Below are 25,604 nucleotides of genomic sequence, written 5' to 3' on the forward strand. Positions count from 1 at the left end.
GCGCTGTAGGAAGTACGGGCCGCGACGCGGCCCGTGCCGTGCAACGGCCGGGGCCTCTCCTGTGGGGGGTGGCGGCCCCGGCCGTTGTCCCGGTGGATCTTCGAGGCGCACGGCGTGCGCGAATCCGCCTTCTTCTAAGGGCAGTTGTGCGTGCACGGCGTGGAGCCGCTCACGTGTCCCGGTGCCGGAGCACTCCGGACGGCCGGCAACCGCCGTCCGGGCACACCGATTTGGGGCGGCGGGCACTCCGGGAGGACGACGCCCCGGTCCCTGGGCTCCGGGAGGACGGCACCCCGGTCCCTGGCGCCGCTCATCCGGCGGTGGCCGCGTCCCGGCACAGCAGGCGCAGCGAGCCGTGGCCGCCGTAGCAGCGCCGGGCCTCGTCGAGCGGGTCCCAGAGGCGCCCGTCCGGGGTGCGGATCCAGTGCTCGCCGCCGCTCGTCCACCATTCGGCGCCGCACTGGCGGACGATGACCTCGCCCGCGTAGGCGCCGAAGCCGCGCAACGCGCGGTCGACCGCCTCGTACGGCGCACCCTCCCGTCGTATCTCCTCGATGACGCGGTCCACCCGCCACAGGCTCCGCGCCGAGTAGTCGAGCCGCATCCGCGCGCCCTCCCGCATGGCCACGACCGCGTCCGCGGCCCATCGCGCGGGCTTCGCCGCAGCGGCCGGCCTGGTCTCCGTCTGTGCTGTCATGTACTGCGCTGTCACATAAGGAAAAGCGGACCGGGCGGCCCATCCGTCACGCGTTTCGGGGCCGATCCGGCAACCCGCGCAGGAACGCCCCACGGCCCTCACGGCTGTCGCAGGACGGCCACAGAACTCCCCCACGGAAACGGGTTTGGGCGGCGCCGCCCGGACACCCGCGACCCGGACACCCGCCGTGCGACCCGGACAGGACACCCGCCGCGCGTCCCGGGCGGCACGGCGCGGCCGCCCCGCTCAGGCCGGCCCCCGCTCGGGCCCCCGCTCAGGCCCGGCCGCGCTCCCGGCGCGACACCACCGCCCGGAGCACCCGCCGGCCCTCCCCCGACACGTCCAGGGCGCGGCGCAGGCCCTGGCCGCCGTGCTCGGCGAGGAGTTCCAGCACCAGGATCTGGCGGCGCAGGTCGGCGGCGACCAGCGGGGAGGCGCTCTCCGGGCCGCCGGCCCGCTCGGCCTCGACGTCGTCGGCCGGGGTGGTGTCGTCGACGGCGGGGTCGAGCAGCCGGTGGATGCGCAGGGAGGCCACGGAACAGGCGTCGGCCCAGGCCCGCAGGGCCTCGGGGGTGCGCTCGGCCGGGGCCTCGTCCAGCATGCCGCGGGTGAGCCGCACGGCCTCGGCCGCACCGGAGTCCGGCTCACCGGGATCCGCCGCGCCCAGCGCGTCGCGCGCCTTCTCCAGGCTCGCGGACCAGTCGGTGTCCTCGGCGAGGTGGGCCCACAGCGGGCGCAGCACCTCGTCGTCGCCGACCAGCAGGGGCACGCACCGATCCGAACAAGCCAGCCCGCTCGCCGCCAGTCCGCGCTCGTCGGCCCGCGCGATCAGTTCCATCAGGCTCATGCAAGCCTCCCTCGCCTGGGCACCGCCTTTACGGAGCCCGCATTTCCCCTTACTGCGTGCGACGGGCCCGTAGTGTCACAGCCACCGTTTTTCAGCCAGCGACGGGGAAGGCCGCGAACCCGGCGAGGGCCTTCGTGTGCTGCATGCGGGTCAGCCTGAGGACGACGAGCGCGGCGAGCAGCGCGGCGGCGATGTCCACCAGGTCGGAACACATCATCCGGGTTGCCGCCGCCCGCAGTTCGCCGACGCCGTGGGCCCGGTCGTACTGCTGCGTGGCCACCAGGTCGGCGAACAGCGAGAGCAGCCACAGCCCCCACCAGGAGTTGACCAGGGCGTGTCCGGGGCGGGTGCCCGCGGGGGCGCTGGCGTCCCAGGCGTCGAGCGTGATCCGGCGCGGGAACCAGAGGTTCACGACCGGGCAGAACCATCCGCCGATGGCCCAGCCGCGCGACTTGGAGTGCGCGGAGGCGTCGAACACCTCGGCGTTGACCCGGACCCGGTGGAACCAGCACAGGTACACGGTCATGGTCGCGAGCAGGGCGACCGTCTGGGCGACACCCGAGGCGGCGTAGAGGGTGTCGGCGCGGTCGGCCCGGCGTACGACGGAGCCGTCGGTGACGCCGTCGGCCAGTTCCCCCGTGACGTCGATCTGCGCCAGGTCCGCCCAGACGGCGAACAGGTCGGCCGCGACGACCAGTCCGAGCAGGGCGGCGGTGGCCCGGCCGAGACCCACCGGCGAGCGCAGCCACGCGCCGGTCGGCGCGGCGAACGGCGCCGCGGACACGGGTGCCGATACGGATGCGTCCGCGGTCGGCGGAGGTCCGGCCGGGACGGGCGCGCACCGGGCGCACAGCTCCCTTCCCGGAACGGCGGCGTAATGGTCGCAACGGGCGCAGATCATGCGGGAGTTCCCCCTGATCGGGACAGCGGGCCGCGCCGGCTCTCCCCTGAGCCGGACACGCGCGGCGCCGGACGCAGCAACATACGTTCCCCTCCCGCCCCCGTCCAACGGGTTCACCGGCGCCGCCCCGGCACCGGCCCGCCGTTCACGTCAGGTGTTTCAGCACCGCGTAGCCGCCCGTGTCGGAGACGAGGGTGTAGCGGGCGCCGGGGTGGAGTCCGCCGACGTAGCCGAGGGGGTCGGTGACCGGCCTGGACCAGCCGTTGAGGAGGTCGAGGGCCACGTAGTCGGGGGTCAGGCCCTGGGTGTTGCCGACCCAGAACACGTCGCAGCGGCCGGTCAGATGGGACATCAGCGTGGTGTTGGTCTCGACGGTCACGCCGTCGGGGACCTCCGCCAGCGCCTGCCGCGCCGACCGGCCGCGCGGGCCCATCTCGTAGGCGGGGCTGTCCAGGAGGTCCTTCAGCGGCAGGTTCCCGGCCAGCGTGTAGGTCAGGCTGATGCCCAGCACCGCGGGCACGATGTTGCGGGCGTACGACCGCATCCAGGCGCGCCTGGACCTCCGCGCGGCGACCACGGCGTCCAGCAGCGCGACGAAGACCACCGGCATGAGGACCGCGCTGTAGTGCCACACCGTCCCCCAGTAGTCGGTGTCGGTGGAGGTGAAGCGCCAGAACAGGGTGGGGACGGCGACGACGCACAGCGGCGAGCGCAGCGCCAGCAGCCCGGTGATCGCGAAGACCGCGAACAGCGTGCCGAGTTTGATCTCGGCGCCGGTGACGAGCGAGGAGAGCTCCGCCCCCGCGCCCCCGTCGCCCAGCTTGTTCCAGTAGTCGTACCTGCCGTTCGGGTTCATGGCGGGGATGAGCACGAGGAGGGTGAGCGCGATCGAGAGCGCGCCGTACGCGATCAGCGCGAGGCCCAGGCGGAACCGGCGCCGCAGCAGCAGGTACGCCCCGACCGCCGCCACGGTCATCCCCAGGTCCTCCTTGACGAGGACGAGGGGAAGGGACCACAGGGCGGCGGCCTTCCAGCGCTCCCGCAGGAGGGACTCCATGACCAGGGCGATCAGCGGGACCGCGAAGATCACCTCGTGGAAGGTGTTGTCGACCGCCTGCTGGATGCCCCACGAGATCCCGTAGGCGAGGCCGACGGCGAGACCCTTGCGGGTGCCGAGGATCCCGATGGCGGCCCGGCAGACCGGGACGGCCGAGATCCCGATGAGCACCGCCTGCACCACCAGCAGGGACGCGGCGCTCGGATAGATCCAGTAGGCCGGGACGGCGGTCACCAGGATCGGGCTGAAATGATCGCCGAGGAGATTGAAGCCGAGCCCTTTTATGTCCGAGACGGGGGCCTGGAGGCGCGCGTAGTTCCGGACGGCCTCGGTGAATATCCCGAGGTCCCAGGAGGTGTCCGCGAACCGCCGGTAGCGCAGCACCGACAGCACGCCGCACAGGGCCGAGACGAACGCTCCGAGGAACAGGGGCGCCCGGCGGGAGGCGTCGTCCCCGAGCCGCCGGGCCAGGACTGCGGCGGGATGCGTTCCGGCGAGCGGCCCGAGGGGCATCGGTTCCTCTTTCTGGGCAGCCGGACAGCCGGGAAGCCAGGCCGAATCGTTCCTGCGGACCGTCCCCGGCGGATACGCGCGCGGCCCCCGGTCCGCCGGTCAAGATCGTGCCTCAGCCATGACCGGTCGTGCAAGAAGTGCCCCCGCTCCCTGTTCGGTGACCCCTCCGTCCTGACCGGGTCTGTTCGGGACGCGATCGGAACCGCGAACAGAACGTCCGGCGCGGGACCGGCTGCGCGCCGGAATGCCCCTCCGGGCGTCCCCTTCCGGTTCCGGGGGAAACGGGAAACGGGCGCACCCCGCGGGGTGCGCCCGTTCTCCGTGCCGGGCGGGCGTCGGCCCGCGCCCGCTCAGCCCAGCTTGTTCGACAGCTCCTTGAAGGCGGGCCAGGACAGCTTCGGTGTCCCCGGGTCCCACAGCTTCTGCACGGTCGCCCGCAGCGGCATGCGGATGCCCGCGGCGACCTGGGCCTCGGTCTGCGCGTTGGCGAAGTCGCACCACACCGCGAAGGTGCCGCCGAGGATCTGGCCGTCGTAGGCGGCCGGCACGGCGGTCGTGCCGCGCACCACGCGCGGGGTCCACTGCTGGTAGATCCGCTGGCCGGTCGGGTACACGAAGGTCTGCGGCTCGCCGAGCACGTAGTAGAGGTACTCGTCGTTGTAGTTGATGACCTTGCGGCCCGCGCTCAGGTACTGCACCGGCTCCCGGGCGCCGATCTCCTTGCCGGTCCAGTAGGCGACCTGGAGGTCCTTGGCCGGCTGCACGGAGGTGTGCCGGTAGAAGCCGTCGTTCCACGCCCGCATGGTCCGGTCGTGGGCCCGCACGGTGGCGGCGCGGTCGTTCAGCCAGCCGGTGGCCAGGTCGGAGACGGTGCCGCCGGAGCCGTACTTCTGCCGCGCGGCGGCCGCGAGCTGCGGGTAGGAGGCCTGCGGGTCGGAGACGGTGAGCGCCTGGTACTCGTCGCCCCCGAGGTTCCACTGGCTGCCGGTGAACAGGCCCGTGAACTCGTTCAGCAGATCGTCGAGGAGCTTCGCGGAGGCGGGCTTGGATATGTCGATGGCGCCCCTGGTGGGGACCCCGCTCACGTTGCGCAGCTGGAGGTCGGGGTGGGCGGCAAGGACGGCGCCGAGGTGTCCGGGCGAGTCGATCTCGGGCACGACGGTGATGTGCCGGGAGGCCGCCAGCGCGATGATCTTCTTGACCTGCGCCTGGGTCAGGTGCACCGGGGAGACGATCTCCGGGTGCGTGACGGACTGGATGCGGAAGGCCTGGTCGTCGGAGAAGTGCAGCCCGAGCTCGTTGAACTTGAGGTCCCCGAGCTCGCGTATCCGGTCCTCGATCCAGGACTCGCTGAAGGGCTTGCGCGCGATGTCGAGGTTGAACCCGCGCACCGCCTTGGCCGGCTCGTCGCGCACGACGCCCTCCGGGGCCGTACCGCCGCCGTGCACCTCCTGCTTCAGGGTGCGGGTGCCGTAGAAGACCCCCGCGTCGGCCGGGGCGCTGATGTCGACCCGCCCCCCGCACACCGTCATGGTGTACGACTCCGGGTTTCCGCCCTTGGCGCCGAGCACGAGCCGGAGATCGCCCGCGCGGACGTCGTTCCGCTGCCCGGCGTACGTGAGCCCCAGCTCGCCCGCTATCAGCTTGCCCTCGTCGGCCAGCCGCGGATCGCCGACCACCACCCGGGCGCCCTGCCGCGGCCGCCAGCCGGGACCGTGCGCCGGGGCGTGGGACCGCACCGCGGGTATCACCTGGGGCGCTGCGGACAGCGGGGCGGCATGGCTGCACGTCGGGGCCGCGACCTGACGGGACGCGCCGACCACGGTGTCGTCCGACGCCCGTGACGCCGTACCGCCGCCGTCGGAGGACGCCCACACGCCGACGCCCACCCCGACCGCCACGGCGCCGGCGACGGCCGCGGCGACCGCCCCCCGCTTCCGCTTGACCTTCTGCGCCGACGCCCGGCGCCTGTGCTGGCTCACCCAGCCAACGTACGTCCGATCGCGCACAGATTCGTCATCGGGGTGCTCTGAAACTCTCCCGTTCGAGTGAATTTCGTGCATCTGTCGGACACGCAGTGAGCACTCTCGATAACGTGACGACACACCTTTCACAAGATCCCCTGCCACACCACACGCGACGCTAGGACCCACGCTGCCTGCGCACCGCCTGCCTTCCCTCCCCAGGCCGCTCGACGCCTTCAACTCAGCGTCCGCCGAAGAGGCCCACGACCTGCTCCTGCGCTGTCTGCGCAGCCCGCGCTGGTCCCGCCGGATCGCCGACCACCGCCCCTACCCCGACCTGGACGCACTCCTGGCGGCGGCGGACGAGGCGGCCTACGACCTCTCGGCCCGGGACCTCTCCGACGCCCTGGCCGCGGAGTCGCTCCCCGCCGTCCCCGCGGACACCTATGCGGTCGCCCACACGGCCCTGGCCGCGGCCCACGCGGCCTACGAGGCGCGATTCGGGCACACATTCGTCATCTATCTGGGGGCCTCCCACCCGGACGAGGCCCTGGACCACGTCCTCGAGGGCATCCGGTCACGATTGGCGAACGATCCCGAGGAGGAGCGGGTCATATCGGCGGAACAGCTCCGGTACCTGGCGAAGGAACGGCTGGCGCACCTCCTCAGGGGCACGAGGCCGTATCCACCGGCGCCGGCGCCGCGGGGCGCGGCCGGCCGCGTCGCCCCCGCGCACGGTCGGTGACCGGACGTCACCGCCCGGCGGCCGCGCGCCTGATCCGTCCGGTGCCAAATTGATCACACAAGGTAGGCCCGCCGTAAAGCACGGCGCGACGCATGGCTACGATGCTGGGGGCCGGTGGACCGTACCCGGCCGGGCCCGACCGACAGTGAAGCCGGCGCGGCCCTAGTCCCCGCTCCCGGAGGGATCTTCCGTGCCGGCTGGAACGCTGTACCGCGGCCGGGAAGGCATGTGGTCCTGGGTGGCTCACCGAGTCACCGGCGTCCTCATCTTCTTCTTCCTGTTCGTACACGTGCTGGACACCGCTCTTGTCCGCGTGTCTCCCGAGGACTACGACAAGGTCGTAGCCACCTACAAGACCCCGATCGTCGCGTGCCTGGAGTACGGCCTCGTCGCCGCCATCCTGTTCCACGCGCTCAACGGTCTGCGTGTCATCGCCGTCGACTTCTGGTCGAAGGGCCCCCGCTACCAGAAGCAGATGCTCTGGACCGTCGTCGGTGTCTGGGTCCTGCTGATGATCGGGGCGATCTACCCCGTCCTCGGCCACGCCGCTCGTGTTCTGTTCGGGAGCTGACGCGCATGTCCACGACTGAAACCCCCGCGTCCGGTATCGGCGCCGTCGAGGAGGTCGTCGTCTACGACGTCGACAACCCGGCCCCGCTGATCGAGGCCCCGCGCAAGCGCACCAAGAAGACCCCGAAGTCCACGCGTGGCAACTTCGAGATGGCCGCCTGGCTCTTCATGCGCCTGTCCGGCGTGGTGCTGGTCGTCCTCGTGATCGGCCACCTGCTGATCCAGCTGGTGCTGGACGGCGGCGTCTCCAAGATCGGCTTCGCCTTCGTGGCGGGCCGCTGGGCGTCCCCGTTCTGGCAGGTCTGGGACCTGCTGATGCTGTGGCTGGCCATGCTGCACGGCGCGAACGGCCTGCGCACGGTCATCAACGACTACGCGGAGCGCGCGAACACCCGTCTGTGGCTGAAGGCACTGCTCTACACCGCCACGGTGTTCACCATCCTGCTGGGCACGCTGGTGATCTTCACCTTCGACCCGAACATCCGCTAGGTACGGGGCTGCGAGAATCATGAAGTTCCACAAGTACGACACCGTCATCGTCGGCGCCGGCGGCGCGGGCATGCGCGCGGCCATCGAGTCGACGAAGCGCAGCCGCACCGCGGTGCTGACCAAGCTCTACCCCACCCGCTCCCACACGGGCGCCGCGCAGGGCGGCATGGCCGCCGCGCTGGCCAACGTGGAGGAGGACAACTGGGAGTGGCACACCTTCGACACGGTCAAGGGCGGTGACTACCTGGTCGACCAGGACGCCGCCGAGATCCTGGCGAAGGAGGCCATCGACGCCGTCCTCGACCTGGAGAAGATGGGCCTGCCGTTCAACCGGACGCCGGACGGGACGATCGACCAGCGGCGCTTCGGCGGTCACTCCCGCAACCACGGCGAGGCCCCGGTCCGCCGCTCCTGCTACGCGGCCGACCGCACCGGCCACATGATCCTCCAGACGCTGTACCAGAACTGCGTCAAGGAGGGCGTGGAGTTCTTCAACGAGTTCTACGTCCTGGACCAGCTGATCACCGAGGTCGACGGCGTCAAGACGTCCGCCGGCGTGGTGGCGTACGAGCTGGCCACCGGTGAGATCCACGTCTTCCAGGCGAAGTCCGTCATCTACGCCTCCGGCGGTACGGGCAAGTTCTTCAAGGTGACCTCCAACGCGCACACCCTGACCGGTGACGGCCAGGCCGCGTGCTTCCGCCGGGGCATCCCGCTGGAGGACATGGAGTTCTTCCAGTTCCACCCGACCGGCATCTGGCGCATGGGCATCCTGCTGACGGAGGGCGCCCGCGGTGAGGGCGGCATCCTCCGCAACAAGGACGGCGAGCGCTTCATGGAGAAGTACGCGCCGGTCATGAAGGACCTCGCGTCCCGTGACGTCGTCTCGCGCTCCATCTACACGGAGATCCGTGAGGGCCGCGGCTGCGGTCCCGAGGGCGACCACGTCTACCTCGACCTCACGCACCTCCCGCCGGAGCAGCTCGACGCCAAGCTCCCGGACATCACCGAGTTCGCGCGCACCTACCTCGGCATCGAGCCCTACACGGACCCAATCCCGATCCAGCCCACCGCGCACTACGCCATGGGCGGCATCCCGACGAACGTCGAGGGTGAGGTCCTGTCGGACAACACCACCGTCGTCCCGGGCCTGTACGCGGCCGGCGAGGTCGCCTGTGTCTCCGTGCACGGCGCCAACCGCCTCGGCACCAACTCGCTCCTGGACATCAACGTGTTCGGCCGTCGCGCGGGCATCGCCGCCGCCGACTACTCGCACACGGTCGACTTCGTCGAGGTGCCGGAGGACCCGGCCGCGACCGTCGTCGAGCAGATCGAGCGCCTGCGCAACTCCACCGGCACCGAGCGGGTGGCCGACATCCGCCGCGAGCTGCAGGAGACCATGGACGCCAACGTCATGGTGTTCCGCACCGAGCAGACGATCAAGACGGCCGTCGAGAAGATCGCCGAGCTGCGCGAGCGCTACGAGAACGTCTCCATCCAGGACAAGGGCAAGCGGTTCAACACGGACCTGCTGGAGGCCATCGAGCTGGGCAACCTGCTGGAGCTGGCCGAGGTCATGGCCGTCTCCGCGCTCGCCCGCAAGGAGTCCCGCGGCGGTCACTACCGCGAGGACTACCCCAACCGCGACGACGTCAACTTCATGCGCCACACCATGGCGTACCGCGAGACGGGCGACGACGGCTCGGAGACCATCCGTCTCGACTACAAGCCGGTCGTCCAGACCCGCTACCAGCCGATGGAGCGTAAGTACTGATGGCTACCCCTGTTCTGGACAAGGTGGAGGCGGAGGCCGCGGCGTCCCCCTACATCACGGTCACCATCCGCATCCGCAGGTTCAACCCGGAGGTCTCCGCCGAGGCCCACTGGGAGGACTTCCAGCTGGAGATGGACCCGAAGGAGCGCGTCCTCGACGGGCTCAACAAGATCAAGTGGGACCTCGACGGCACGCTGACCTTCCGCCGTTCCTGCGCCCACGGCATCTGCGGTTCGGACGCCATGCGGATCAACGGCAAGAACCGTCTGGCCTGCAAGACGCTGATCAAGGACGTCAACCCCGAGAAGCCGATCACGGTCGAGCCCATCAAGGGCCTCACCGCGATGAAGGACCTCGTGGTCGACATGGAGCCGTTCTTCCAGGCGTACCGGGACGTCATGCCGTTCCTGGTCACCAAGGACACCAACGAGCCGACCCGCGAGCGCCTGCAGACCGCCGAGGACCGCGAGCGGTTCGACGACACCACCAAGTGCATCCTGTGCGCCGCGTGCACGTCGTCCTGCCCGGTGTTCTGGAACGACGGCCAGTACTTCGGTCCGGCCGCGATCGTGAACGCCCACCGCTTCATCTTCGACAGCCGTGACGAGGCGGGCGAGCAGCGCCTGGAGATCCTCAACGACCGTGACGGCGTGTGGCGTTGCCGCACGACCTTCAACTGCACGGACGCCTGCCCCCGTGGCATCGAGGTCACCAAGGCGATCCAGGAGGTCAAGCGCGCGCTGATCACGCGTCGCTTCTGATCCGGGTCCGCCCGGTCGAGGGCCCCGTCTCCGGTCGCGTACCGGGGCGGGGCCCTCGCCGTTCCCGGAACCGGACGGCCCGAGGGCCCCGGCTCCGTCGTCACGGAAGCGGGGCCCTCGGGCAGTTGTGCGGCGCGGGGTTGCCGCGCGGCGGCTCCGCGCGGGGCGCGGGCCGCCGGTGCCGGCGTCAGCCGCGCAGCACGCGGCCCTGGCTGTCGGTGCGGTCGCTGCTGGTGAGGAAGATGATGCCGTCGATCAGCGCCCAGAAGCCGAGGCCGCCGCAGGTGAAGAGCTGGGCCAGCGCGACGCCGGTGTTGCCGACGTAGAAGCGCCCGGCACCGAACCCGCCCAGGAAGATCTGCAGGAGACCCGCGACGACCTTGGACTTGTCGGAGTAGGGGCGGCCCTGCGGGTCGACGCCGAAGGGGGCCTCAGGGGTGGGGACGCTCATGGAAGTCGCTCCTGGATGTACCGATGGGATCTGCGAGCAGGAGGGATCCCACGGCGGAGCATGCGCCCCGTCGTCCCCCCGTGAGCCGCGATCTTAGGGAGGCGGCCGAGGGGCACGGGAGATGCGTCGAACGATCGTTCTCGTTCCGTGATGAATTTCGCTCTGGTCAACTCCCGGTCAACGGGAGGTCAGGAAAGCGTCAGTTGACGTTGCGCAGCACGGTCCACGCCACCGCGATCAGAAGGATCACCGCCTGGCCGCGCGGCCCCGTACGGGGGCGCCAGCGGCGCCCGCGCAGCCCCTCCACGGCCCAGCGCCCCAGCAGGGCCAGCGCGTACGGCGAGGCCAGCAGCAGGGCGCGGTTGTCGAGCCAGGCCTCGGCGGGATGGCCGTGCATCAGGTCGTACACCATGCGGGTGCCGCCGCACGCCGGGCAGAGCAGGCCCGTCATCATCCGGAACGGGCAGCCGGGCAGCAGATGGCCGGGCTGGTGCGGATCGGTGCCGTAGAGATAGGCGGCGCCCGCCGCGCCGGCGGCGAGCACCGCGAGGGGCGCCGCCGCCGGACGGCGGAGCAGGGAGCCGGTACGGCCCGCCGTGTCAGCCACGCAGCGGCCGGCCGTCGGAGTCGGTCTGGTTGTCGCTGACCAGCAGCATGATGCCGTCGACGAGCGCCCACACGCCGAGTCCGCCGCAGGTGAACAGCTGGGCCAGGCCCATGCCGACGTTGCCGAGGTAGAAGCGGCCGACGCCGAAGTGGCCGAGGAAGATCTGCAGCAGGCCGGCGGCGACCTTCGACTTCTCGGAGTACGGACGGCCGTAGACGTCGTACCCGTAAGGGGCGTTGGGGTCACCGGTGTAGGTGCCCGGCGGCACGAAGCCGGGCGGCGGGAACCCCGGCGGCGGGTACCCCGGCTGCGGAGGACCCTGCTGCGGGTACCCGTAGGGGGCGCCCGGCGGCTGGCCGGGGTATCCGTACCCGCCCGGGCCCGGCGCTTGCGGCTCCTGCGGCTGCTCGGTCAAGGCGACTGCTCCTGGAGTTCCGTGCGGGATGCCCGCGGAAGGACAAGATGACGATGAGTGCGGCTCATCATGCCAGGTGCCTCTGACGTCCCCGCCGGGCATGTCTGCGCCGGACGGCCGCGCGGTCCGCCTAATCTGACGACATGTCAGATGACGAGTCCTACGAACTGCTCGGCTTCGACCACGTGGTCCTCCCCGTCGGGGACCTCGGCGAGGCCGTCGACTTCTACCGGCGGGCGGGCTTCCCGCTGGGCTTCCGGTTCGACGAGGGCGGGATCGCCTCCCTGAAGGCGGGCGGTGAGACTCCGGGGATCCTGCTGCGCACCGAGGAGGGGCTCGGGCACCGGCCGCCCCCGTGGCCCGCGCCGCGCGTGTGGCTGGAGGTGCCGGACGCGCGCGCGGCGGCACGCGAACTGGCCGCGGCGGGCATCGCGGTGACGGACGGCCCCTTCTCCACGTCCACCGGCTGGACCGTCGAGACCGCCGACCCCTGGGGCAACGTCCTGGGCTTCACGGACTACACCAAGCGCCCCGAACTGGGCCGCAGGAACTGACGATCCACGCTCTCCGCCCTCGGGTTGAACGCGTTCAAAAACAGGTCTACAGTCAGGCCTGCCAACGTTTTGAACGTGTTCAAGAAGGGGTGGGGCATGGACCGTACCGTCATCGCCTACGTCATCTACCTGACCGTCAGCATCGCGCTGACCGTCTGGGTGGCCCGCACGCTCAGCCGCAACGGCCGGATATTCCTCTCCGACGTGCTGCGCGGCAACGAGAACCTCGCGGACGCCGTCAACCACCTGCTGGTGGTCGGCTTCTACCTCGTCAACCTGGGCTTCGTGGCGCTGTACCTGAGCGACAGCGGCGACATCGACGACACCCGCGGCATCTTCGAGGCCCTGTCGACGAAGCTGGGTGTGGTGCTGCTGGTGCTGGGCGTGATGCACCTGGGCAACGTGTACGTCCTGAACAAGATCCGCCGGCGCGGGATCATGGAGCGGGAGCAGCTGCCGCCCGTCCCGCCGCAGCAGTGGACCGCGCCGGCGGCCGGGGCGTGAACGCCATGACCGACGCCGGGGACCGGGCCGCCGGGAGCGTCCCGGTCCGCGGGCTGACCGTCCTGTACGACGCCGGGTGCGCGCTGTGCGCCCATGTGCGCGACTGGCTGGCACGGCAGCCGCAGCTGGTGCCGCTGGAGCTGGTGCCGGCCGGGTCGGAGCAGGCGCGCGGCCGCTTCCCCGGCCTCGACCACGCCGCCACCCTCCAGGACGTCACCGTGGTCGGCGACGGCGGCCAGGTCTACACCGGCTCCCGCGCCTGGATCGTCGTCCTGTGGGCCCTGCGCGAACACCGCCCGCTGTCGCACCGGCTGAGCACCCCGGCGGGCGCGCGGCTGGCCCGCGGCGCCGTACTGGCCGCCGCGAAGTGGCGGGGCGCGGTGACGCCCGGGGCCGGGATGCCCGGGGCCGGGATGCCGGGCGCGATGATGCCCGGAGCCGGGATGCCGGGCGCGGTGACGCCCGGGGCCAGGATGTCGAGAGCCGGGGTGCCGGGCGCCGTGGGCGCGCGGCCGTCCGGGCCCGGCACGAGGGGACCCGGCGCACCGGCGTGGGGTGCCGCCGTACCCGGCCCGGCGGGGTGGGGTGCCGCCGGGCCGGGTACCGCGGGATGGGCCTACGACCCGGCGCGCGGCTGGGTCCGCGTTCCCCCGTCCTGCCCGGACGGGTCCTGCGCCACTGGTTAGGCTCGTCCCGTGCCCGCGAAGAACGACGGCCCCGAGGCGGCCGGCCCCCAGACCCCCAAGTCCGAGCAGACCCGCGCGCTGATCCTGGAGACCGCGATGCGGATGTTCCAGGAACGCGGCTACGACAAGACGACGATGCGGGCCATCGCCCAGGAGGCCGGGGTCTCGGTAGGCAACGCCTACTACTACTTCGCGGGCAAGGAACACCTGATCCAGGGGTTCTACGACCGCATCGCCACCGAGCACGAGCGGGCGGTGCGGGAGGTCCTGGACCGGGAGACCGATCTGGAGGCGCGCCTCGCGGGCGTGCTGACCGCGTGGCTGGACGTCGCCGCGCCGTACCACGAGTTCGCGGTCCAGTTCTTCAAGAACGCCGCCGATCCCGACAGCCCGCTCAGCCCCTTCTCCTCCGAGAGCGAGCACGCCCGCGAGCAGGCGATCCGGGTCCACCGCGAGGTGCTGGCCGGGTCGAAGTCCAAGGTGGCGCCCGAACTGCGTGACGTACTGCCCGAGTTGATGTGGCTGTCACAGATGGGGCTCGTCCTGTACTGGGTCTTCGACCGCACCGAGGGCCGCGAGCGCAGCTACCGGCTGGCCCGGCGAGGGGCCCGGCTGACCGCGCGCGGAGTGGCCCTGGCCCGGTTCCGGGTGCTGCGCCCGCTGGTGCTGGAGGTGCACGAGCTGTTCACGGACTTCCTGCCCGGGATGACGAAGGCGCTGCCGGACCCGGGTGCCAGGGCCCGCAAGGAGAGCTGACCGGGTCGGCCCGGGGCGCGCCGTTGCCGGCGCGTCCCGGGCGGACCCGCGAGGCCGGTCAGATCCAGCCGAGGGACCACAGGCGGAAGACACCGGTGCCGTCCGCGAGGTACTGGCCGCCGCTGACGTCCTTGGTGCTGACCACGTACTCCTTGCCCTGCCACAGCGGGATGAGCGGCACGTCGGTGGCCACGTCGCCCTGGATGGTGCCGAAGTCCCGCACGGCGCGGCTGCGGTCGGCGTACCGCTGGCTGTCCCGGATCAGGGTGTCGACGGCCTTGCTGCTGTAGCCGGTGTTCATGGTGGAGCCGGTGCCGACGAGCTGGGCGCCGAAGGTGTCCGGGTCCGGGTAGTCGGCGAGCCAGCTGACGCCCCAGGCGTCCATCTTCCCCGAGGCCCAGAGCTTCTGGAAGGCGGTCCACTCGTACGCCTTGACGTCCACCTTGAAGAGGCCGCCGGCCTCCAGCTGCCGCTTCAGCTCGGCGCTCTCCTCGGCGGACGCGCCGCGGCCCCGGCCGTAGCCCAGCGTGAAGCGCACCGGCAGGGACACCCCGGCCTCGGTGAGCAGTTGCCGTGCCTTGTCCACGTTCTGCGCCGGGTACGCGTCGAAGAAGGAGGTGGTGTGGCCGGTGATGCCGGCCGGGATCAGCGAGTACAGCGGGTCGACGGTGCCCTGGTAGACCTTGGCGGCCAGCGCGTCGCGGTCGACCAGCCAGGCCAGCGCGCGGCGCACCCGGGGGTCGTGGAGCGGGGCTCCGGGCCGGGTGTTGAGGTACAGGTTGCGGGCCTGGGCGCTCGTCGTCTCGGAGACCCGCAGCTGCGGATCGCTCGGGTTCAGCCGGGACAGCACACCCGGCGTCAGCGTGCGGGTGGCGATGTCGACCTGCCTGGCCTGCCAGGCGCTGTCGAGCTTCTGGGAGTCCGCGAAGTAGTGCAGCTCGACCGGGCGGGGCGCCGCGCCGCTGTCGTACCCCTTGTACTTGCCGTACGGCGCGAGGACGGCCTTGTCGCCCTTCGCGTACGACGTCAGCGTGTACGGTCCGGTGCCGTCCACGGCGTCGCCGGTGCGCAGCCGGCCGGCCGGGTACTTGTCCCGGTCGACGATCGAACCGGCGCCCGTGGAGATCTTCAGCGGGAAGATCGCGTCCGCGGACGACAGATGGAAGGTGACCGTGCTGTCGTCGTCGGCGGAGACCGTGCTCAGGGTGGTGAACAGGGACACCGGGCCGACGCTGGACTTGATCTTCTTCATGCGGTCGAAGGAGTACTTCACGTCCGCGGCGGTCATCCTGCGCCCGCTCGGGAAGGTGATGTCGTCCCGCAGCACGCACCGGTAGGTCTTCAGATCGCCGTGCGCGAAGCCGCAGCTCTTCGCCGCGTCGGGAACCGGCGCGGTGGCGCCGGGCCGGAAGGTCATCAGCGTCTGGAAGACGTTGTTGAACAGGGCCCATGATCCGGCGTCGTAGGCGCCGGCCGGGTCCAGGGACGTGATCTCGTCCGTCGTACCGACCTTGATGGTCTTGTTCTTGTCATCCTGCGACGGCAACAGCTGCCAGGCCCCGACTCCCAGTACGGCGAGTGCGAGCAATGTCACGAGAATGCGCATGCGAAGCGATCGCATGGTGGTGCCCTCCCCAGGACCGCCAGGGCCCCCCGGCCCGGCACAATTCCGCCACACCCGTGGCGGCGCGGCTCACCTAACCACACGTGTTTCGGCTGGGGAAGAGCAATGCGGCCCGGATGGCAAGAACTTACCGAGCCGTTGTCACCGCCTGGTTTCACAGCCTCTTCACAGGGGCAGAGAGCGTTTTCGCCGCGGCCCGCACGAGGCGGTGGGGGGCGCCGCTATGACGTGCGGCGCAGTGCGCGCAGTCCGCGCAACCCGATGCCCCCGATGACCGTCCCCAGTACGAAGGAGACGACCGCCAGCGTCAGGTGGACCCAGAAGTAGGCGGTCGGGTGCCCGTTGTCGAAGGCCAGCCCGCTGCTGTCCTTGACCAGGTTCTTGACGAAAGTGACCCAGATGATCCAGCTCCACACCCCGAAGGCGAGCAGGAACCAGGAGACCGGGCGGCTGAGCTTCATTCCTCCAGTATCACCGCCCGCTGTCCGGTTCCGGGCCGGAGGTGGAGTGGGAAATGCGACTTCACTGCCCGGGACAGGTACGTTCTCGACCGTGCCCGCTCCCAAGAAGACCGTCGGGCGATCTCTGCTGGTCGCCTCTGTCACCCTTCTGTCCGCTTCCCTGGCCGCACCGGCCGCCCTCGCCTCCTCGGCGGCCCCGGCGACGAGCCCGCCGGCCACCCCGCCGGCCCGGATGTCGCAGGTGGGCGGCGCCCGGCTCGGACAGCCCGGCACCCAGGTGAACACCGCCGCCGGTGTGCCCGCCCTCCCGAAGGACCTCACCGCCCGCTCCTGGATCGTCTCCGACGCCGAGACCGGCGATGTGCTGGCCGCGCACAACCCGCACTGGCGACTGCCCCCGGCGAGCACCCTGAAGATGCTGTTCGCGGACACGGTGCTGCCCCGGTTCCCGAGGTCGATGGAGCACCGGGTGGTCCCGCTGGACCTGTCCGGCGTCGGCGCCGGTTCGAGCCTGGTCGGGATAAAGGAGAACGAGACCTACACGGTCCACGACCTGTGGCTCGGCGTCTTCCTGCGCTCCGGGAACGACGCCGTCCACGTGCTGTCGTCGATGAACGGCGGCGTCGGCCGGACCGTCCGGGACATGCAGGCGCACGCCGACCAGCTCCAGGCGCTGGACACCCATGTGATCAGCCCCGACGGCTATGACGCGAACGGCCAGGTCTCCTCCGCGTACGACCTGAGCCTGTTCGCCCGCTCCGGGCTGCAGAAGAAGGACTTCCGGGAGTACTGCGCCACCGTGCGGGCCCAGTTCCCGGGCGGCGTCCAGCCGGGCGGCAAGGGCAAGCCGGTCCGCAAGACCTTCGAGATCCAGAACACCAACCGGCTGCTCAGCGGCGACGCCGACGTGCCGGTCTACCAGGGCATCGCCGGGGTGAAGAACGGCAACACCACCAACGCGGGCGCCACGTTCACCGGTGTCGCCGAGCGCGGCGGCAAGGTGCTGCTGGTCACCGTGATGAACCCGGAGAAGCACGAGCACAACGAGGTCTACAAGGAGGCCGCGAAACTCCTCGACTGGGGCTTCCGGGCGGACGGAAAGGCCGAGCCGGTCGGCGAGCTGGTCGCGCCGAGGAACGTCGCGGAGTCCGGCACGGGGCCGAGCGGCTCTCCGTCCGCCTCGACGCCCGGCCCGGAAAGGACCGGGGGCACCGGCGTGGCGGACGCGACCCCGGTGGCGGGTGCCGCCGCCGGGTCGGGCTCCAGCGGCGCGGGGATCGCCCTGGGCATCGCCGGCGGGCTGCTCGCGCTGCTCGGGGGCGCGGCCTTCCTGGTCAATCGCCGCTGGCCGCTGCCCGATCTGATGCGTCGCCGTCCGCGTCCATGAGCGCCTTCTCCTCCTCGGCCCGCGTCGCCGTCCAGGCCGCGCAGTACAGGAGGAGTTTCGCGGTGAAGTTGATCCACAGCAGCAGGGCCACGGGGACACCGAAGGCGCCGTAGACGTTCTTCGTGGCCACGCCCTGGATGTAGCCGCTGAGCAGCAGCTTCAGCAGTTCGAAGCCGACCGCGCCGAGCAGCGCCGCCTCCAGCAGGCGGCGGCGGCGCGGTTCGACGCCGGGCAGTGCCGTCAGGGCGTAGAGCAGCACCAGGAAGTCGGCGAGCACGGCGACGGCGAAGGCGGCGATCCGCAGCAGGACGCCGCTCCAGCTGTGCTCGTCCAGGCCGAGCTGGCGCGTCAGCCAGCCGACGGCGGCCGAGGCGAGACCGGAGGCGATCAGGGTCACCAGCATGGCGCCGCCGAGACCGATCAGGACGCCGGCGTCCTTGACCCTGGCGAGCACCGGGTTGCCGTCCCGGTCGGGCAGCTCCCACACCGCGCGCAGGCAGTCGCGCATCTGGGACACCCAGTTGACGCCCGTGAACAGCAGCGCGGCACCCGCGATGCCGCCGACGGTGCCGGCGTTGTGCACCAGGCCGCTGAGGTCCAACTGCTGGGAGATGCCCGGGAACTGATCGGCGATCTTGTTCTCGACCGTCTTCTGCCGGGCCGGGGAGAGCGTGGCGGCGGCCACCGCGGCGGCCACGGTCAGCAGCGGGAACAGGGCGATGAAGCTGGAGAACGTCATGGCCCCGGCGAGCCTCGTCCACTTGACCTTGTCCAGCCGCTCGTACGACTGCCACGCGTGCGTCTCCATGAGCCAGGAGACGGCCGGCCCGATCCCGGGCAGCTTCTTCAGCCAGTCCATGCCTCTAATTAATCACCCATTGCGGGGAGCCGGGCGACGCCTTAGGACGTATCGCCCATATGAGGGCGATACGGTCTCGGGCATGTCTGCTGCCTTCGGTCCTCCCCAGTCCCTGCTCGTCCTCGGCGGCACGTCCGGGATCGCGCTGGCCACCGCGCGCCGGCTGATCGCGCGGCGCACCCGAACCGTCTGGCTGGCCGGCCGCCCCTCCCCCGCCCTGGACGAGGCCGCCGGGAGCCTGCGCGCCCTCGGCGCCGACGTCCGCACCGTCGCCTTCGACGCCCTCGACCCCGCGTCCCACGAGGCGGTCGTCGGCAAGGTCTTCGCCGAGGGCGGGGTCGACATGGTGCTGCTCGCCTTCGGCATCCTGGGCGACCAGGCCCAGGACGAGCGCGAACCGCTGCGCGCGGTCCAGGTCGCGCAGACCAACTACACCGGCGCGGTCTCGGCCGGTCTGGTCGCCGCCCGGGCCCTGCAGAACCAGGGGCACGGCTCCCTGGTGGTGCTCTCCTCGGCCGCCGGCGAGCGGGTGCGCCGCGCGGACTTCATCTACGGCTCCAGCAAGGCCGGTCTGGACGCGTTCGCCCAGGGTCTCGGCGACGCCCTGTACGGCACCGGCGTGCACGTGATGGTCGTACGGCCGGGCTTCGTACGGACGGCGATGACGGCCGGCCTGGCCCCGGCGCCGTTCGCCACCACCCCGGAGGCAGTGGCCACGGCCATCGAACTGGGCCTGCGCAGACGCTCGGAGACGGTGTGGGTGCCGGGGACGCTGCGGGTGGTGATGTCGGTGCTGCGGCACGCGCCGCGCGCCCTCTTCCGGCGGCTGCCGGTCTGATCCCGCGGGACGGGATCCGGGCGGTGTCGCCTCCAGGGGGCGTCTCTTCGAACGCCGCGGACCCAGGAAGATCGGGGAGACGCCCCCTAGCGGCTCGCGGTGGTGCCGTGTTCGACGCTCGCGGCCTGGGGCGGCACCACGGAACCCCCGAAGGTGTACTCGCGCAGCTTGCGCCAGACACCGTCGGCGCCCTGCTCGTACAGCGCGAAGCCGGCGCACGGCCACGCGGCCTCGAACCCGGCCAGCTCGGTGAAGGCGCGGTCCATCCCGGCCTCGTCGATGCCGTGGGCCACGGTGACGTGCGGGTGGTAGGGGAACTGGAGCTCGCGCGTCACCGGCCCCGAGACGTCCCGCACGCGCTGCTGGAGCAGCGCGCAGTCCTCGGCGCCCTCGGCCACGCGCACGAAGACCACCGGGGACACGGGCCGGAAGGTGCCGGTGCCGGACAGCCGCATCGGGAACGGGCGGCCGGACGCCGCGACCCCGTCCAGGTGGGCGTCGACGGCCGGCAGGTCGGCCTCGTCCACCTCGGTCGGCGGGAGCAGCGTGACGTGCGTGGGGATGCCGTGGGCCGCGGCGTCGCCGAAGCCCGCGCGCCGCTCCTGGAGCAGGCTGCCGTGAGGCTCCGGGACCGCGATCGACACGCCGATCGTTACGGTCCCCACGTCGTCTCCTGTCCGTCGTGCGATGTCTTCCCGGCCGGTGCCGCCCGGTCGTCGCCGGGGCTCCGGCTTTCGACTGTACGGCCACGGCTGTCCCGTGGGCAGGCGCAGCGGAAGTGATGTGCAGCGCTCTGCCCGTGCGGACATGTGTGCGGTCGTACGCCGTGCTGTGCGGTCCGGGACCCGGGTGAGCCGGGGCCCGGACGGGTTCAGTGCTTGGCCGGCAGGAAGCCCACCCGGTCGTACGCCTGCGCGAGGGTCTCCGCGGCGACCGCGCGGGCCTTCTCCGCGCCCTTGGCGAGGATCGAGTCCAGCGTCTCGGCGTCGTCCAGGTACTGCTGGGTGCGCTCGCGGAACGGCGTCACGAAGTCGACCATGACCTCGGCGAGGTCGGTCTTGAGGGCGCCGTACATCTTGCCCTCGTACTCCAGCTCCAGCTCGGCGACCGTCTTGCCGGTGAGCGTCGAGCAGATGGTGAGCAGGTTCGACACACCGGGCTTGTCCACCGGGTCGAAGCGGATCACCGTGTCGGTGTCGGTGACGGCGCTCTTGACCTTCTTCGCCGTGGCCTTCGGGTCGTCGAGCAGGTTGATGAGGCCCTTCGGCGTGGACGCCGACTTGCTCATCTTGATCGACGGGTCCTGGAGGTCGTAGATCTTCGCCGTCTCCTTGAGGATGTACGGCTTCGGGATCGTGAAGGTCTCGCCGAAGCGGCCGTTGAAGCGCTCGGCGAGGTCGCGGGTCAGCTCGATGTGCTGGCGCTGGTCCTCGCCGACCGGGACCTCGTGGGCCTGGTACAGCAGGATGTCCGCGACCTGGAGGATCGGGTACGTGAACAGACCGACGGAGGCGCGTTCGGCACCCTGCTTGGCGGACTTGTCCTTGAACTGGGTCATGCGGGAGGCCTCGCCGAAACCGGTGAGGCAGTTCATGATCCAGGCGAGCTGGGCGTGCTCGGGCACATGGCTCTGCACGAAGAGGGTGCAGCGGTCCGGGTCCAGACCGGCGGCCAGCAGCTGGGCCGCGGCCAGGCGGGTGTTGGCACGCAGCTCGGCCGGGTCCTGCGGCACCGTGATCGCGTGCAGGTCGACGACCATGTAGAAGGCGTCGTGGGATTCCTGCAGGGCGACCCACTGGCGCACGGCGCCGAGGTAGTTGCCGAGGTGGAACGAGCCCGCGGTGGGCTGGATCCCGGAGAGCACACGAGGTCGGTCAGAGGCCATGCCCCCATTCTCGCAGGTGTCCGGGACCGGTCCGGAACCAGCGGGCGGCAGACGGGTACGGGACGTGGCCCGGCGGTGTATCAAGGAGATCCGCGCGTCGGGGGAGGCGCCGGTACGGGGCTGGAGGGGTTCGGATGGCTCTACGACGCGGGCGCGTGGCGTCTTTCACGGTCCGGGCGGGATGGTGGGCGGCCGTGCTCTGCGCGGCGCAGCTGGCGGCTGCGGGTGCGGGTGCGGCGACGACCGCCTCGGCCGCGACCGGACCACCCGGCGACGGGCTCGATCTGGCGCTGGTCGTCCCCGGGGACGACGGGCGGAGCCGGGTGCTGCGCGCCGGTGAGCCGGACTTCGGCCGGCTCCGGGAGCTGCTGCGGCCGGACCGGGTGGACACGGAGCCGGCGCCGCGGGGCCTGGCGCGAGAGGGCCGTCCGGTGGTGCGGGTCACCGTGCTGTGGGGCGTGACGGGCGTCGGGGGCTGGCCGCGGACGCACCGCCCGCCCGGCGGGGACGTGGCGATGGAGCGGCTGGACCAGGTGGTCGTCGCGGCCGACGGCACCCCGTGGGTGCGCTCGGACCCGTCCCCGGACGTGGCGGACGACGACATCCGCTGGCACCGGGGACCGCGGACGCTGCTCCGGGATCTGGAGCGGGCCGGTCTGCCCGAGGCGGCGCCGGACGGCGGGACCGGGACCCGCCCGGTGGCCTCCGGCGGTGCCGGAGGCGCGGGTGGTGTCTGGTGGGTGCTGCCCGGACTGGCCGCCGGCGCCGCCGGCGGCTTCCTCGGCTGCCGTGCGGCCGCCCGGCGCCGGGCGGAACCGCCGTACGGGGAAGCCCGGCAGGAACTGATCGACCTGTGAGATCCCGTGAGGTCCCGTGAGGTCCCGCGAGTCCCCATGGACGCGGGGGACCGGGCGGCCGGGTTCCCGCCGGGGGTGTCAGCCGAGGTCGATCTCCGGGTAGAGGGGGAAGCCCGCGACCAGGTCGGTCGCGCGCTTCGCGATCTCGTCCGCCACCTTCGGGTCCAGGACGTGGGCCGCCTTGGACGTGGCACCGGACTTGGTCGTGCCCGGCTCGGTCGTCGTCAGGACCCGGTCCATCAGTCCGGCGACCTCGTCCATCTCGGCGGTGCCGAGACCCCGGGTGGTCAGGGCGGGGGTGCCGACGCGGATGCCGGAGGTGTACCAGGCGCCGTTGGGGTCGGCCGGGATGGCGTTGCGGTTGGTGACGATGCCCGAGTCGAGCAGGGCGGCCTCGGCCTGGCGGCCGGTGAGGCCGTAGGAGGAGGCCACGTCGATCAGGTTGAGGTGGTTGTCGGTGCCGCCGGTGACCAGCGTGGCGCCGCGCCGCGTCAGCCCCTCGGCGAGGGCGCGGGAGTTGTCGACGATCCGCTGGGCGTAGTCCTGGAAGGCGGGCTGCCGGGCCTCGGCGAGGGCCACGGCCTTGGCGGCCATGACGTGCGGGAGCGGGCCGCCGAGGACCATCGGGCAGCCGCGGTCGACCTGCTCCTTGAGGGAGTCGTCGCACAGGACCATGCCGCCGCGCGGGCCGCGCAGCGACTTGTGGGTGGTCGTGGTGACGATCTGGGCGTGCGGGACCGGGTCGAAGTCGCCGGTGAGGACCTTGCCCGCGACCAGGCCCGCGAAGTGGGCCATGTCGACCATGAGGGTCGCGCCGACCTCGTCGGCGATCTCCCGCATGATCCGGAAGTTCACCAGGCGGGGGTAGGCGGAGTAGCCGGCGACGAGGATCAGCGGCTTGAACTCGCGGGCCTGGGCGCGCAGGGCCTCGTAGTCGATCAGACCGGTGGCGGGATCGGTGCCGTAGGAGCGCTGGTCGAACATCTTGCCGCTGATGTTGGGGCGGAAGCCGTGGGTGAGGTGGCCGCCGGCGTCCAGGGACATGCCGAGCATGCGCTGGTTGCCGAAGGCCTGGCGCAGCTCGGCCCAGTCGGCCTCGGTCAGCTCGTTGACCTGGCGGGCGCCGGTCCTCTCCAGGAACGGCACCTCGACGCGGTCGGCGAGGACGGCCCAGAAGGCGACGAGGTTGGCGTCGATGCCGGAGTGCGGCTGGACGTAGGCGTGCCGGGCGCCGAACAGCTCGCGGGCGTGCTCGGCAGCGAGGGACTCGACGGTGTCGACGTTGCGGCAGCCGGCGTAGAAGCGGCGGCCGACGGTGCCCTCGGCGTACTTGTCGCTGAACCAGTTGCCCATCGCCAGCAGGGTGGCCGGGGAGGCGTAGTTCTCGGAGGCGATCAGCTTGAGCATCTCGCGCTGGTCGTGGACCTCCTGGCCGATGGCGTCGGCGACGCGCGGCTCGACGGCGCGGATCACGTCGAGGGCGGCGCGGAAGGCGGTGGACTCGCCGGACAGGGGCGCGGACTGGGCGTTCTCGGACATCGGGACCTCCGGACGGGGCGTTCGGCGTGCTCGGTTCGGCCCAGGCGCACGGCACTCGTTCCCGCTCGGGCCGCTCCCCGATGGTCCGTCCCATCCCAGCGCGCCAGTCACGGCCCGCGGCCAGCCTACCGGCCGCGCCGCGGCGCCTCCGGCCGTCGTCCACCATGCGGGCGACGCGCGGACGGGGGCCCGCGGCGCGGTGGACGGGCGGCCTCAGAGGATGACGTGCGGCAGGAAGCGGGCGTAGGTGTCGGTGATCAGGCCCGAGGACTCCCGGATGCCGAGGCCCGCCGGCTCGTCCCCGACGACCCAGGCGCCGAGCACGACGTGGTTGCCGTCGAAGGCGGGCAGCGGGGCCAGCTCCTGGTAGCAGCACGGCTCGTCGTCCCGGGTGCCCGACGGCGGCGCCTCGCCGGCGGCCGCGGGGGCGCCCGGCGGGTGCACGGTCACGCCCGCGCCCTCCCGGCCGAGCAGCGGCTTGGCGACGTACCCGGTGGAGCCGGCCAGCTCGCGCGGGCCGTCCAGGTGGGCGGGCAGGAGGCAGGGGTGGCCGGGGTACAGCTCCCACAGGACCGCCAGCAGGGCCTTGTTGCTGAGCAGCATCTTCCAGGCGGGTTCGATCCACAGCGTGCTGCCGGTGCCGCCGCCGTTGTCGAGCGTGTCCAGGACGTGGCCGCCGAAGGAGTCGGTGGTGAGCCATTCCCAGGGGTAGAGCTTGAAGATGCTGCGGATGAACCGGAGCCGGGTGTCCACGAAGCGGCCCGAGAGGCTGTCCCAGCCGATCTCCTCCATGGAGATCCATTCGGTGGCGAGTCCGGCCTGCTCCGCGGTCTCCTTGAGGTAGGCGACCGTCATCAGGTCCTCGCCCAGTTCGTCCGCGCTGGAGTGCGCGAAGTGCAGCGGGCCGCCGGGCGGCAGCAGCGCGGCCTGCGCGCGCCAGGCGTCGGTCAGGCGCTCGTGCAGGGAGTTCCACTGGTCGGCGCCGGGGAACCGGTCCTCCATCCAGAACCACTGCGCGGAGGCGGCCTCGACCAGCGAGGTGGGGGTGTCGGCGTTGTACTCCAGCAGCTTCGCCGGGCCGGTGCCGTCGTAGCGCAGGTCGAACCTGCCGTACACGGAGGGCAGTTCGGCCCGCCGGTGCCAGGCCTCGGTGACGGCTGCGGCGACCCGCGGGTCGGTGATGCCGAGGTCGGCGAGGCGGTCGCGCTCCACGATGTGCCCGGCGGCGGCCAGGCACATCGTGTGCAGTTCCGCGACGGTCTCCTCCAGCGCCTCGACCTCGTCGGCCGAGAAGACGTAGCAGGCGCTCTCGTCCCAGTACGGGCGCAGGACGCCGTCGGGGTGGCGGGTGAGCGGGTAGACGATCCCCTGCTGCTCGACGGTCCGCTGCCAGTCGGGGCGGGGGGTGAGCGTACGGCGTTCCACGGGTCCGTCAGCCGCCCGAGCCGCCGTGGCCGCCGCCGAAGCCGCCGCGGTGGACACCGGTGCGGTGGCTGTCGTCGTCGGAGGAGTAGTGGCCCGTCGAGCCGCTGCGGCTGCCGCCGCCGGGCTTGGTGAAGGAGCCGCCGTCGACCCAGGAGCCCTTCTTGTCGCCGCCGTAGTACCAGGCGCCGTTCACGGCGGACTTCACCGTCTTGCAGCTCTTGTCGGAGACGACCTTGTAGCCCTTGGCGAGGTTGTGGCTGCCCCGGTCGACACAGCGCTTGTCCGGTTCGGACGAGCAGGCCGTCAGGGCGGCGGCGAGGATGCCCATGCCGCCGAGGACGACCGTGGTCGACCTGAATCGCCGCCGTGCGTTCGCCATGTTCCGTCTCCCCCGTCGTGGTGTGAATCCGCCCCACAGCTTAGAGAAAGGTGAGAACT

At 71.8% G+C, this 25,604-nt stretch carries 27 protein-coding genes and 1 pseudogene; 12 read left to right on the plus strand and 16 right to left on the minus strand.

Annotated features, from left to right (window positions below):
* Positions 1–310: 310 nt before the first annotated feature.
* From ACIPRD_RS03750 to ACIPRD_RS03770, 5 genes are all read right to left on the minus strand, one after another.
* Entirely contained in the window at positions 311–697 is a 387-nt protein-coding gene (locus ACIPRD_RS03750) for a hypothetical protein (RefSeq protein WP_356400658.1), read from the minus strand.
* Between the two features lie 274 nt (positions 698–971).
* Positions 972–1,544, minus strand: coding sequence for a hypothetical protein (locus tag ACIPRD_RS03755; RefSeq protein ID WP_356400660.1), 573 nt, complete (start codon positions 1,542–1,544; stop codon positions 972–974).
* A gap of 91 nt (positions 1,545–1,635) precedes the next feature.
* Positions 1,636–2,445 carry a DUF4328 domain-containing protein gene (locus ACIPRD_RS03760; RefSeq protein WP_401559584.1) on the minus strand — a complete coding sequence of 270 codons (810 nt, stop codon included), beginning with the start codon at positions 2,443–2,445 and terminating at the stop codon, positions 1,636–1,638.
* Between the two features lie 145 nt (positions 2,446–2,590).
* On the minus strand, positions 2,591–4,015 hold the full coding sequence (locus ACIPRD_RS03765) for a DUF2079 domain-containing protein (protein WP_401559585.1): 1,425 nt from the start codon (positions 4,013–4,015) through the stop codon (positions 2,591–2,593).
* Between the two features lie 350 nt (positions 4,016–4,365).
* A complete protein-coding gene (locus ACIPRD_RS03770) occupies positions 4,366–5,997 on the minus strand; it encodes a glycoside hydrolase family 20 protein (RefSeq protein ID WP_401559587.1) in 1,632 nt (543 codons plus the stop codon).
* 172 nt (positions 5,998–6,169) lie between these two features.
* Here ACIPRD_RS03770 and ACIPRD_RS03775 point away from each other — a divergent pair, with 172 nt between their 5' ends.
* The 5 genes from ACIPRD_RS03775 (at position 6,170) to ACIPRD_RS03795 (ending at position 10,318) form a co-directional block, all read left to right on the plus strand.
* Entirely contained in the window at positions 6,170–6,724 is a 555-nt protein-coding gene (locus ACIPRD_RS03775; RefSeq protein WP_401560047.1) for a 2-oxo-4-hydroxy-4-carboxy-5-ureidoimidazoline decarboxylase, read from the plus strand.
* A 190-nt stretch (positions 6,725–6,914) separates the two neighbouring features.
* Entirely contained in the window at positions 6,915–7,295 is a 381-nt protein-coding gene (gene sdhC, locus ACIPRD_RS03780) for a succinate dehydrogenase, cytochrome b556 subunit (RefSeq protein ID WP_356400670.1), read from the plus strand.
* Positions 7,296–7,300: 5 nt separating this feature from the next.
* Positions 7,301–7,783 (plus strand): succinate dehydrogenase hydrophobic membrane anchor subunit, encoded by a 483-nt coding sequence (locus tag ACIPRD_RS03785; RefSeq protein ID WP_356400671.1) that lies wholly within the window; start codon positions 7,301–7,303, stop codon positions 7,781–7,783.
* Between the two features lie 19 nt (positions 7,784–7,802).
* On the plus strand, positions 7,803–9,557 hold the full coding sequence (gene sdhA / locus ACIPRD_RS03790) for a succinate dehydrogenase flavoprotein subunit (RefSeq protein WP_356400673.1): 1,755 nt from the start codon (positions 7,803–7,805) through the stop codon (positions 9,555–9,557).
* Positions 9,557–10,318 (plus strand): succinate dehydrogenase iron-sulfur subunit, encoded by a 762-nt coding sequence (locus tag ACIPRD_RS03795; RefSeq protein WP_356400675.1) that lies wholly within the window; start codon positions 9,557–9,559, stop codon positions 10,316–10,318. The genes sdhA and ACIPRD_RS03795 overlap by 1 nt, the downstream gene beginning before the upstream one ends.
* A 187-nt stretch (positions 10,319–10,505) precedes the next feature.
* On the opposite strand, the gene ACIPRD_RS03800 is transcribed toward ACIPRD_RS03795, so the two are convergent.
* From ACIPRD_RS03800 to ACIPRD_RS03810, 3 genes are all read right to left on the minus strand, one after another.
* Positions 10,506–10,769, minus strand: coding sequence for a TM2 domain-containing protein (locus ACIPRD_RS03800; RefSeq protein WP_401559592.1), 264 nt, complete (start codon positions 10,767–10,769; stop codon positions 10,506–10,508).
* 199 nt (positions 10,770–10,968) lie between these two features.
* Positions 10,969–11,376 carry a DUF2752 domain-containing protein gene (locus ACIPRD_RS03805; RefSeq protein WP_401559595.1) on the minus strand — a complete coding sequence of 136 codons (408 nt, stop codon included), beginning with the start codon at positions 11,374–11,376 and terminating at the stop codon, positions 10,969–10,971.
* Positions 11,369–11,791: a TM2 domain-containing protein gene (locus tag ACIPRD_RS03810; RefSeq protein ID WP_356400678.1), complete on the minus strand. Its 423-nt coding sequence runs from the start codon at positions 11,789–11,791 to the stop codon at positions 11,369–11,371. Before ACIPRD_RS03810 ends, ACIPRD_RS03805 begins: the two co-directional genes overlap by 8 nt.
* 143 nt (positions 11,792–11,934) lie before the next feature.
* Here ACIPRD_RS03810 and ACIPRD_RS03815 point away from each other — a divergent pair, with 143 nt between their 5' ends.
* From ACIPRD_RS03815 to ACIPRD_RS03830, 4 genes and pseudogenes are all read left to right on the plus strand, one after another.
* Complete coding sequence (locus ACIPRD_RS03815; RefSeq protein ID WP_356400680.1) at positions 11,935–12,345, plus strand: VOC family protein; 411 nt, start codon at positions 11,935–11,937, stop codon at positions 12,343–12,345.
* A 96-nt stretch (positions 12,346–12,441) separates the two neighbouring features.
* On the plus strand, positions 12,442–12,849 hold the full coding sequence (locus ACIPRD_RS03820; protein WP_356400681.1) for a hypothetical protein: 408 nt from the start codon (positions 12,442–12,444) through the stop codon (positions 12,847–12,849).
* A 5-nt stretch (positions 12,850–12,854) separates the two neighbouring features.
* Positions 12,855–13,247: pseudogene (locus tag ACIPRD_RS03825) on the plus strand (thiol-disulfide oxidoreductase DCC family protein); the annotation flags it as partial.
* Between the two features lie 297 nt (positions 13,248–13,544).
* Positions 13,545–14,291: a TetR/AcrR family transcriptional regulator gene (locus tag ACIPRD_RS03830; protein ID WP_401559599.1), complete on the plus strand. Its 747-nt coding sequence runs from the start codon at positions 13,545–13,547 to the stop codon at positions 14,289–14,291.
* A 58-nt stretch (positions 14,292–14,349) separates the two neighbouring features.
* Here ACIPRD_RS03830 and ACIPRD_RS03835 read toward each other — a convergent pair whose 3' ends face one another.
* Positions 14,350–15,897, minus strand: a complete 1,548-nt coding sequence (locus ACIPRD_RS03835; RefSeq protein ID WP_356400684.1) for an ABC transporter substrate-binding protein — start codon at positions 15,895–15,897, stop codon at positions 14,350–14,352.
* A 239-nt stretch (positions 15,898–16,136) separates the two neighbouring features.
* Positions 16,137–16,376 (minus strand): SCO4848 family membrane protein, encoded by a 240-nt coding sequence (locus ACIPRD_RS03840; RefSeq protein ID WP_356400686.1) that lies wholly within the window; start codon positions 16,374–16,376, stop codon positions 16,137–16,139.
* A gap of 91 nt (positions 16,377–16,467) precedes the next feature.
* Between ACIPRD_RS03840 and ACIPRD_RS03845 the strand changes: the two genes are divergently transcribed.
* Positions 16,468–17,763: a D-alanyl-D-alanine carboxypeptidase family protein gene (locus ACIPRD_RS03845; protein WP_401559601.1), complete on the plus strand. Its 1,296-nt coding sequence runs from the start codon at positions 16,468–16,470 to the stop codon at positions 17,761–17,763.
* On the opposite strand, the gene ACIPRD_RS03850 is transcribed toward ACIPRD_RS03845, so the two are convergent.
* A complete protein-coding gene (locus tag ACIPRD_RS03850; protein ID WP_356400690.1) occupies positions 17,711–18,622 on the minus strand; it encodes a YihY/virulence factor BrkB family protein in 912 nt (303 codons plus the stop codon). The genes ACIPRD_RS03845 and ACIPRD_RS03850 overlap by 53 nt on opposite strands.
* Before the next feature lie 82 nt (positions 18,623–18,704).
* On the opposite strand from ACIPRD_RS03850, the gene ACIPRD_RS03855 reads away from it, so the two are divergent.
* Positions 18,705–19,460, plus strand: a complete 756-nt coding sequence (locus tag ACIPRD_RS03855) for a decaprenylphospho-beta-D-erythro-pentofuranosid-2-ulose 2-reductase (RefSeq protein WP_401559605.1) — start codon at positions 18,705–18,707, stop codon at positions 19,458–19,460.
* Positions 19,461–19,546: 86 nt separating this feature from the next.
* Here the strand turns inward: ACIPRD_RS03855 and ACIPRD_RS03860 are convergent, their stop codons facing one another.
* Both ACIPRD_RS03860 and trpS read right to left on the minus strand, forming a co-directional pair.
* A complete protein-coding gene (locus ACIPRD_RS03860; protein WP_356400693.1) occupies positions 19,547–20,125 on the minus strand; it encodes a 2'-5' RNA ligase family protein in 579 nt (192 codons plus the stop codon).
* 206 nt (positions 20,126–20,331) lie between these two features.
* A complete protein-coding gene (gene trpS, locus ACIPRD_RS03865; RefSeq protein WP_356400695.1) occupies positions 20,332–21,345 on the minus strand; it encodes a tryptophan--tRNA ligase in 1,014 nt (337 codons plus the stop codon).
* A gap of 155 nt (positions 21,346–21,500) precedes the next feature.
* Between trpS and ACIPRD_RS03870 the strand changes: the two genes are divergently transcribed.
* Positions 21,501–22,202 (plus strand): hypothetical protein, encoded by a 702-nt coding sequence (locus ACIPRD_RS03870; protein WP_401559610.1) that lies wholly within the window; start codon positions 21,501–21,503, stop codon positions 22,200–22,202.
* 78 nt (positions 22,203–22,280) lie between these two features.
* On the opposite strand, the gene ACIPRD_RS03875 is transcribed toward ACIPRD_RS03870, so the two are convergent.
* The 3 genes from ACIPRD_RS03875 to ACIPRD_RS03885 all read right to left on the minus strand — a co-directional run bounded on the left by ACIPRD_RS03875 (position 22,281) and on the right by ACIPRD_RS03885 (position 25,545).
* On the minus strand, positions 22,281–23,741 hold the full coding sequence (locus ACIPRD_RS03875; protein WP_401559613.1) for a glycine hydroxymethyltransferase: 1,461 nt from the start codon (positions 23,739–23,741) through the stop codon (positions 22,281–22,283).
* Positions 23,742–23,954: 213 nt separating this feature from the next.
* The gene (locus tag ACIPRD_RS03880) at positions 23,955–25,166 is read right to left on the minus strand and encodes a glutathionylspermidine synthase family protein (RefSeq protein ID WP_401559616.1); all 1,212 of its coding nucleotides are present in this window, start codon (positions 25,164–25,166) and stop codon (positions 23,955–23,957) included.
* A 7-nt stretch (positions 25,167–25,173) separates the two neighbouring features.
* A complete protein-coding gene (locus ACIPRD_RS03885) occupies positions 25,174–25,545 on the minus strand; it encodes a hypothetical protein (protein ID WP_356400703.1) in 372 nt (123 codons plus the stop codon).
* Positions 25,546–25,604: the final 59 nt, after the last annotated feature.

Source organism: Streptomyces sp. NPDC090108 (genome assembly GCF_044747185.1).
GTDB lineage: Bacteria > Actinomycetota > Actinomycetes > Streptomycetales > Streptomycetaceae > Streptomyces.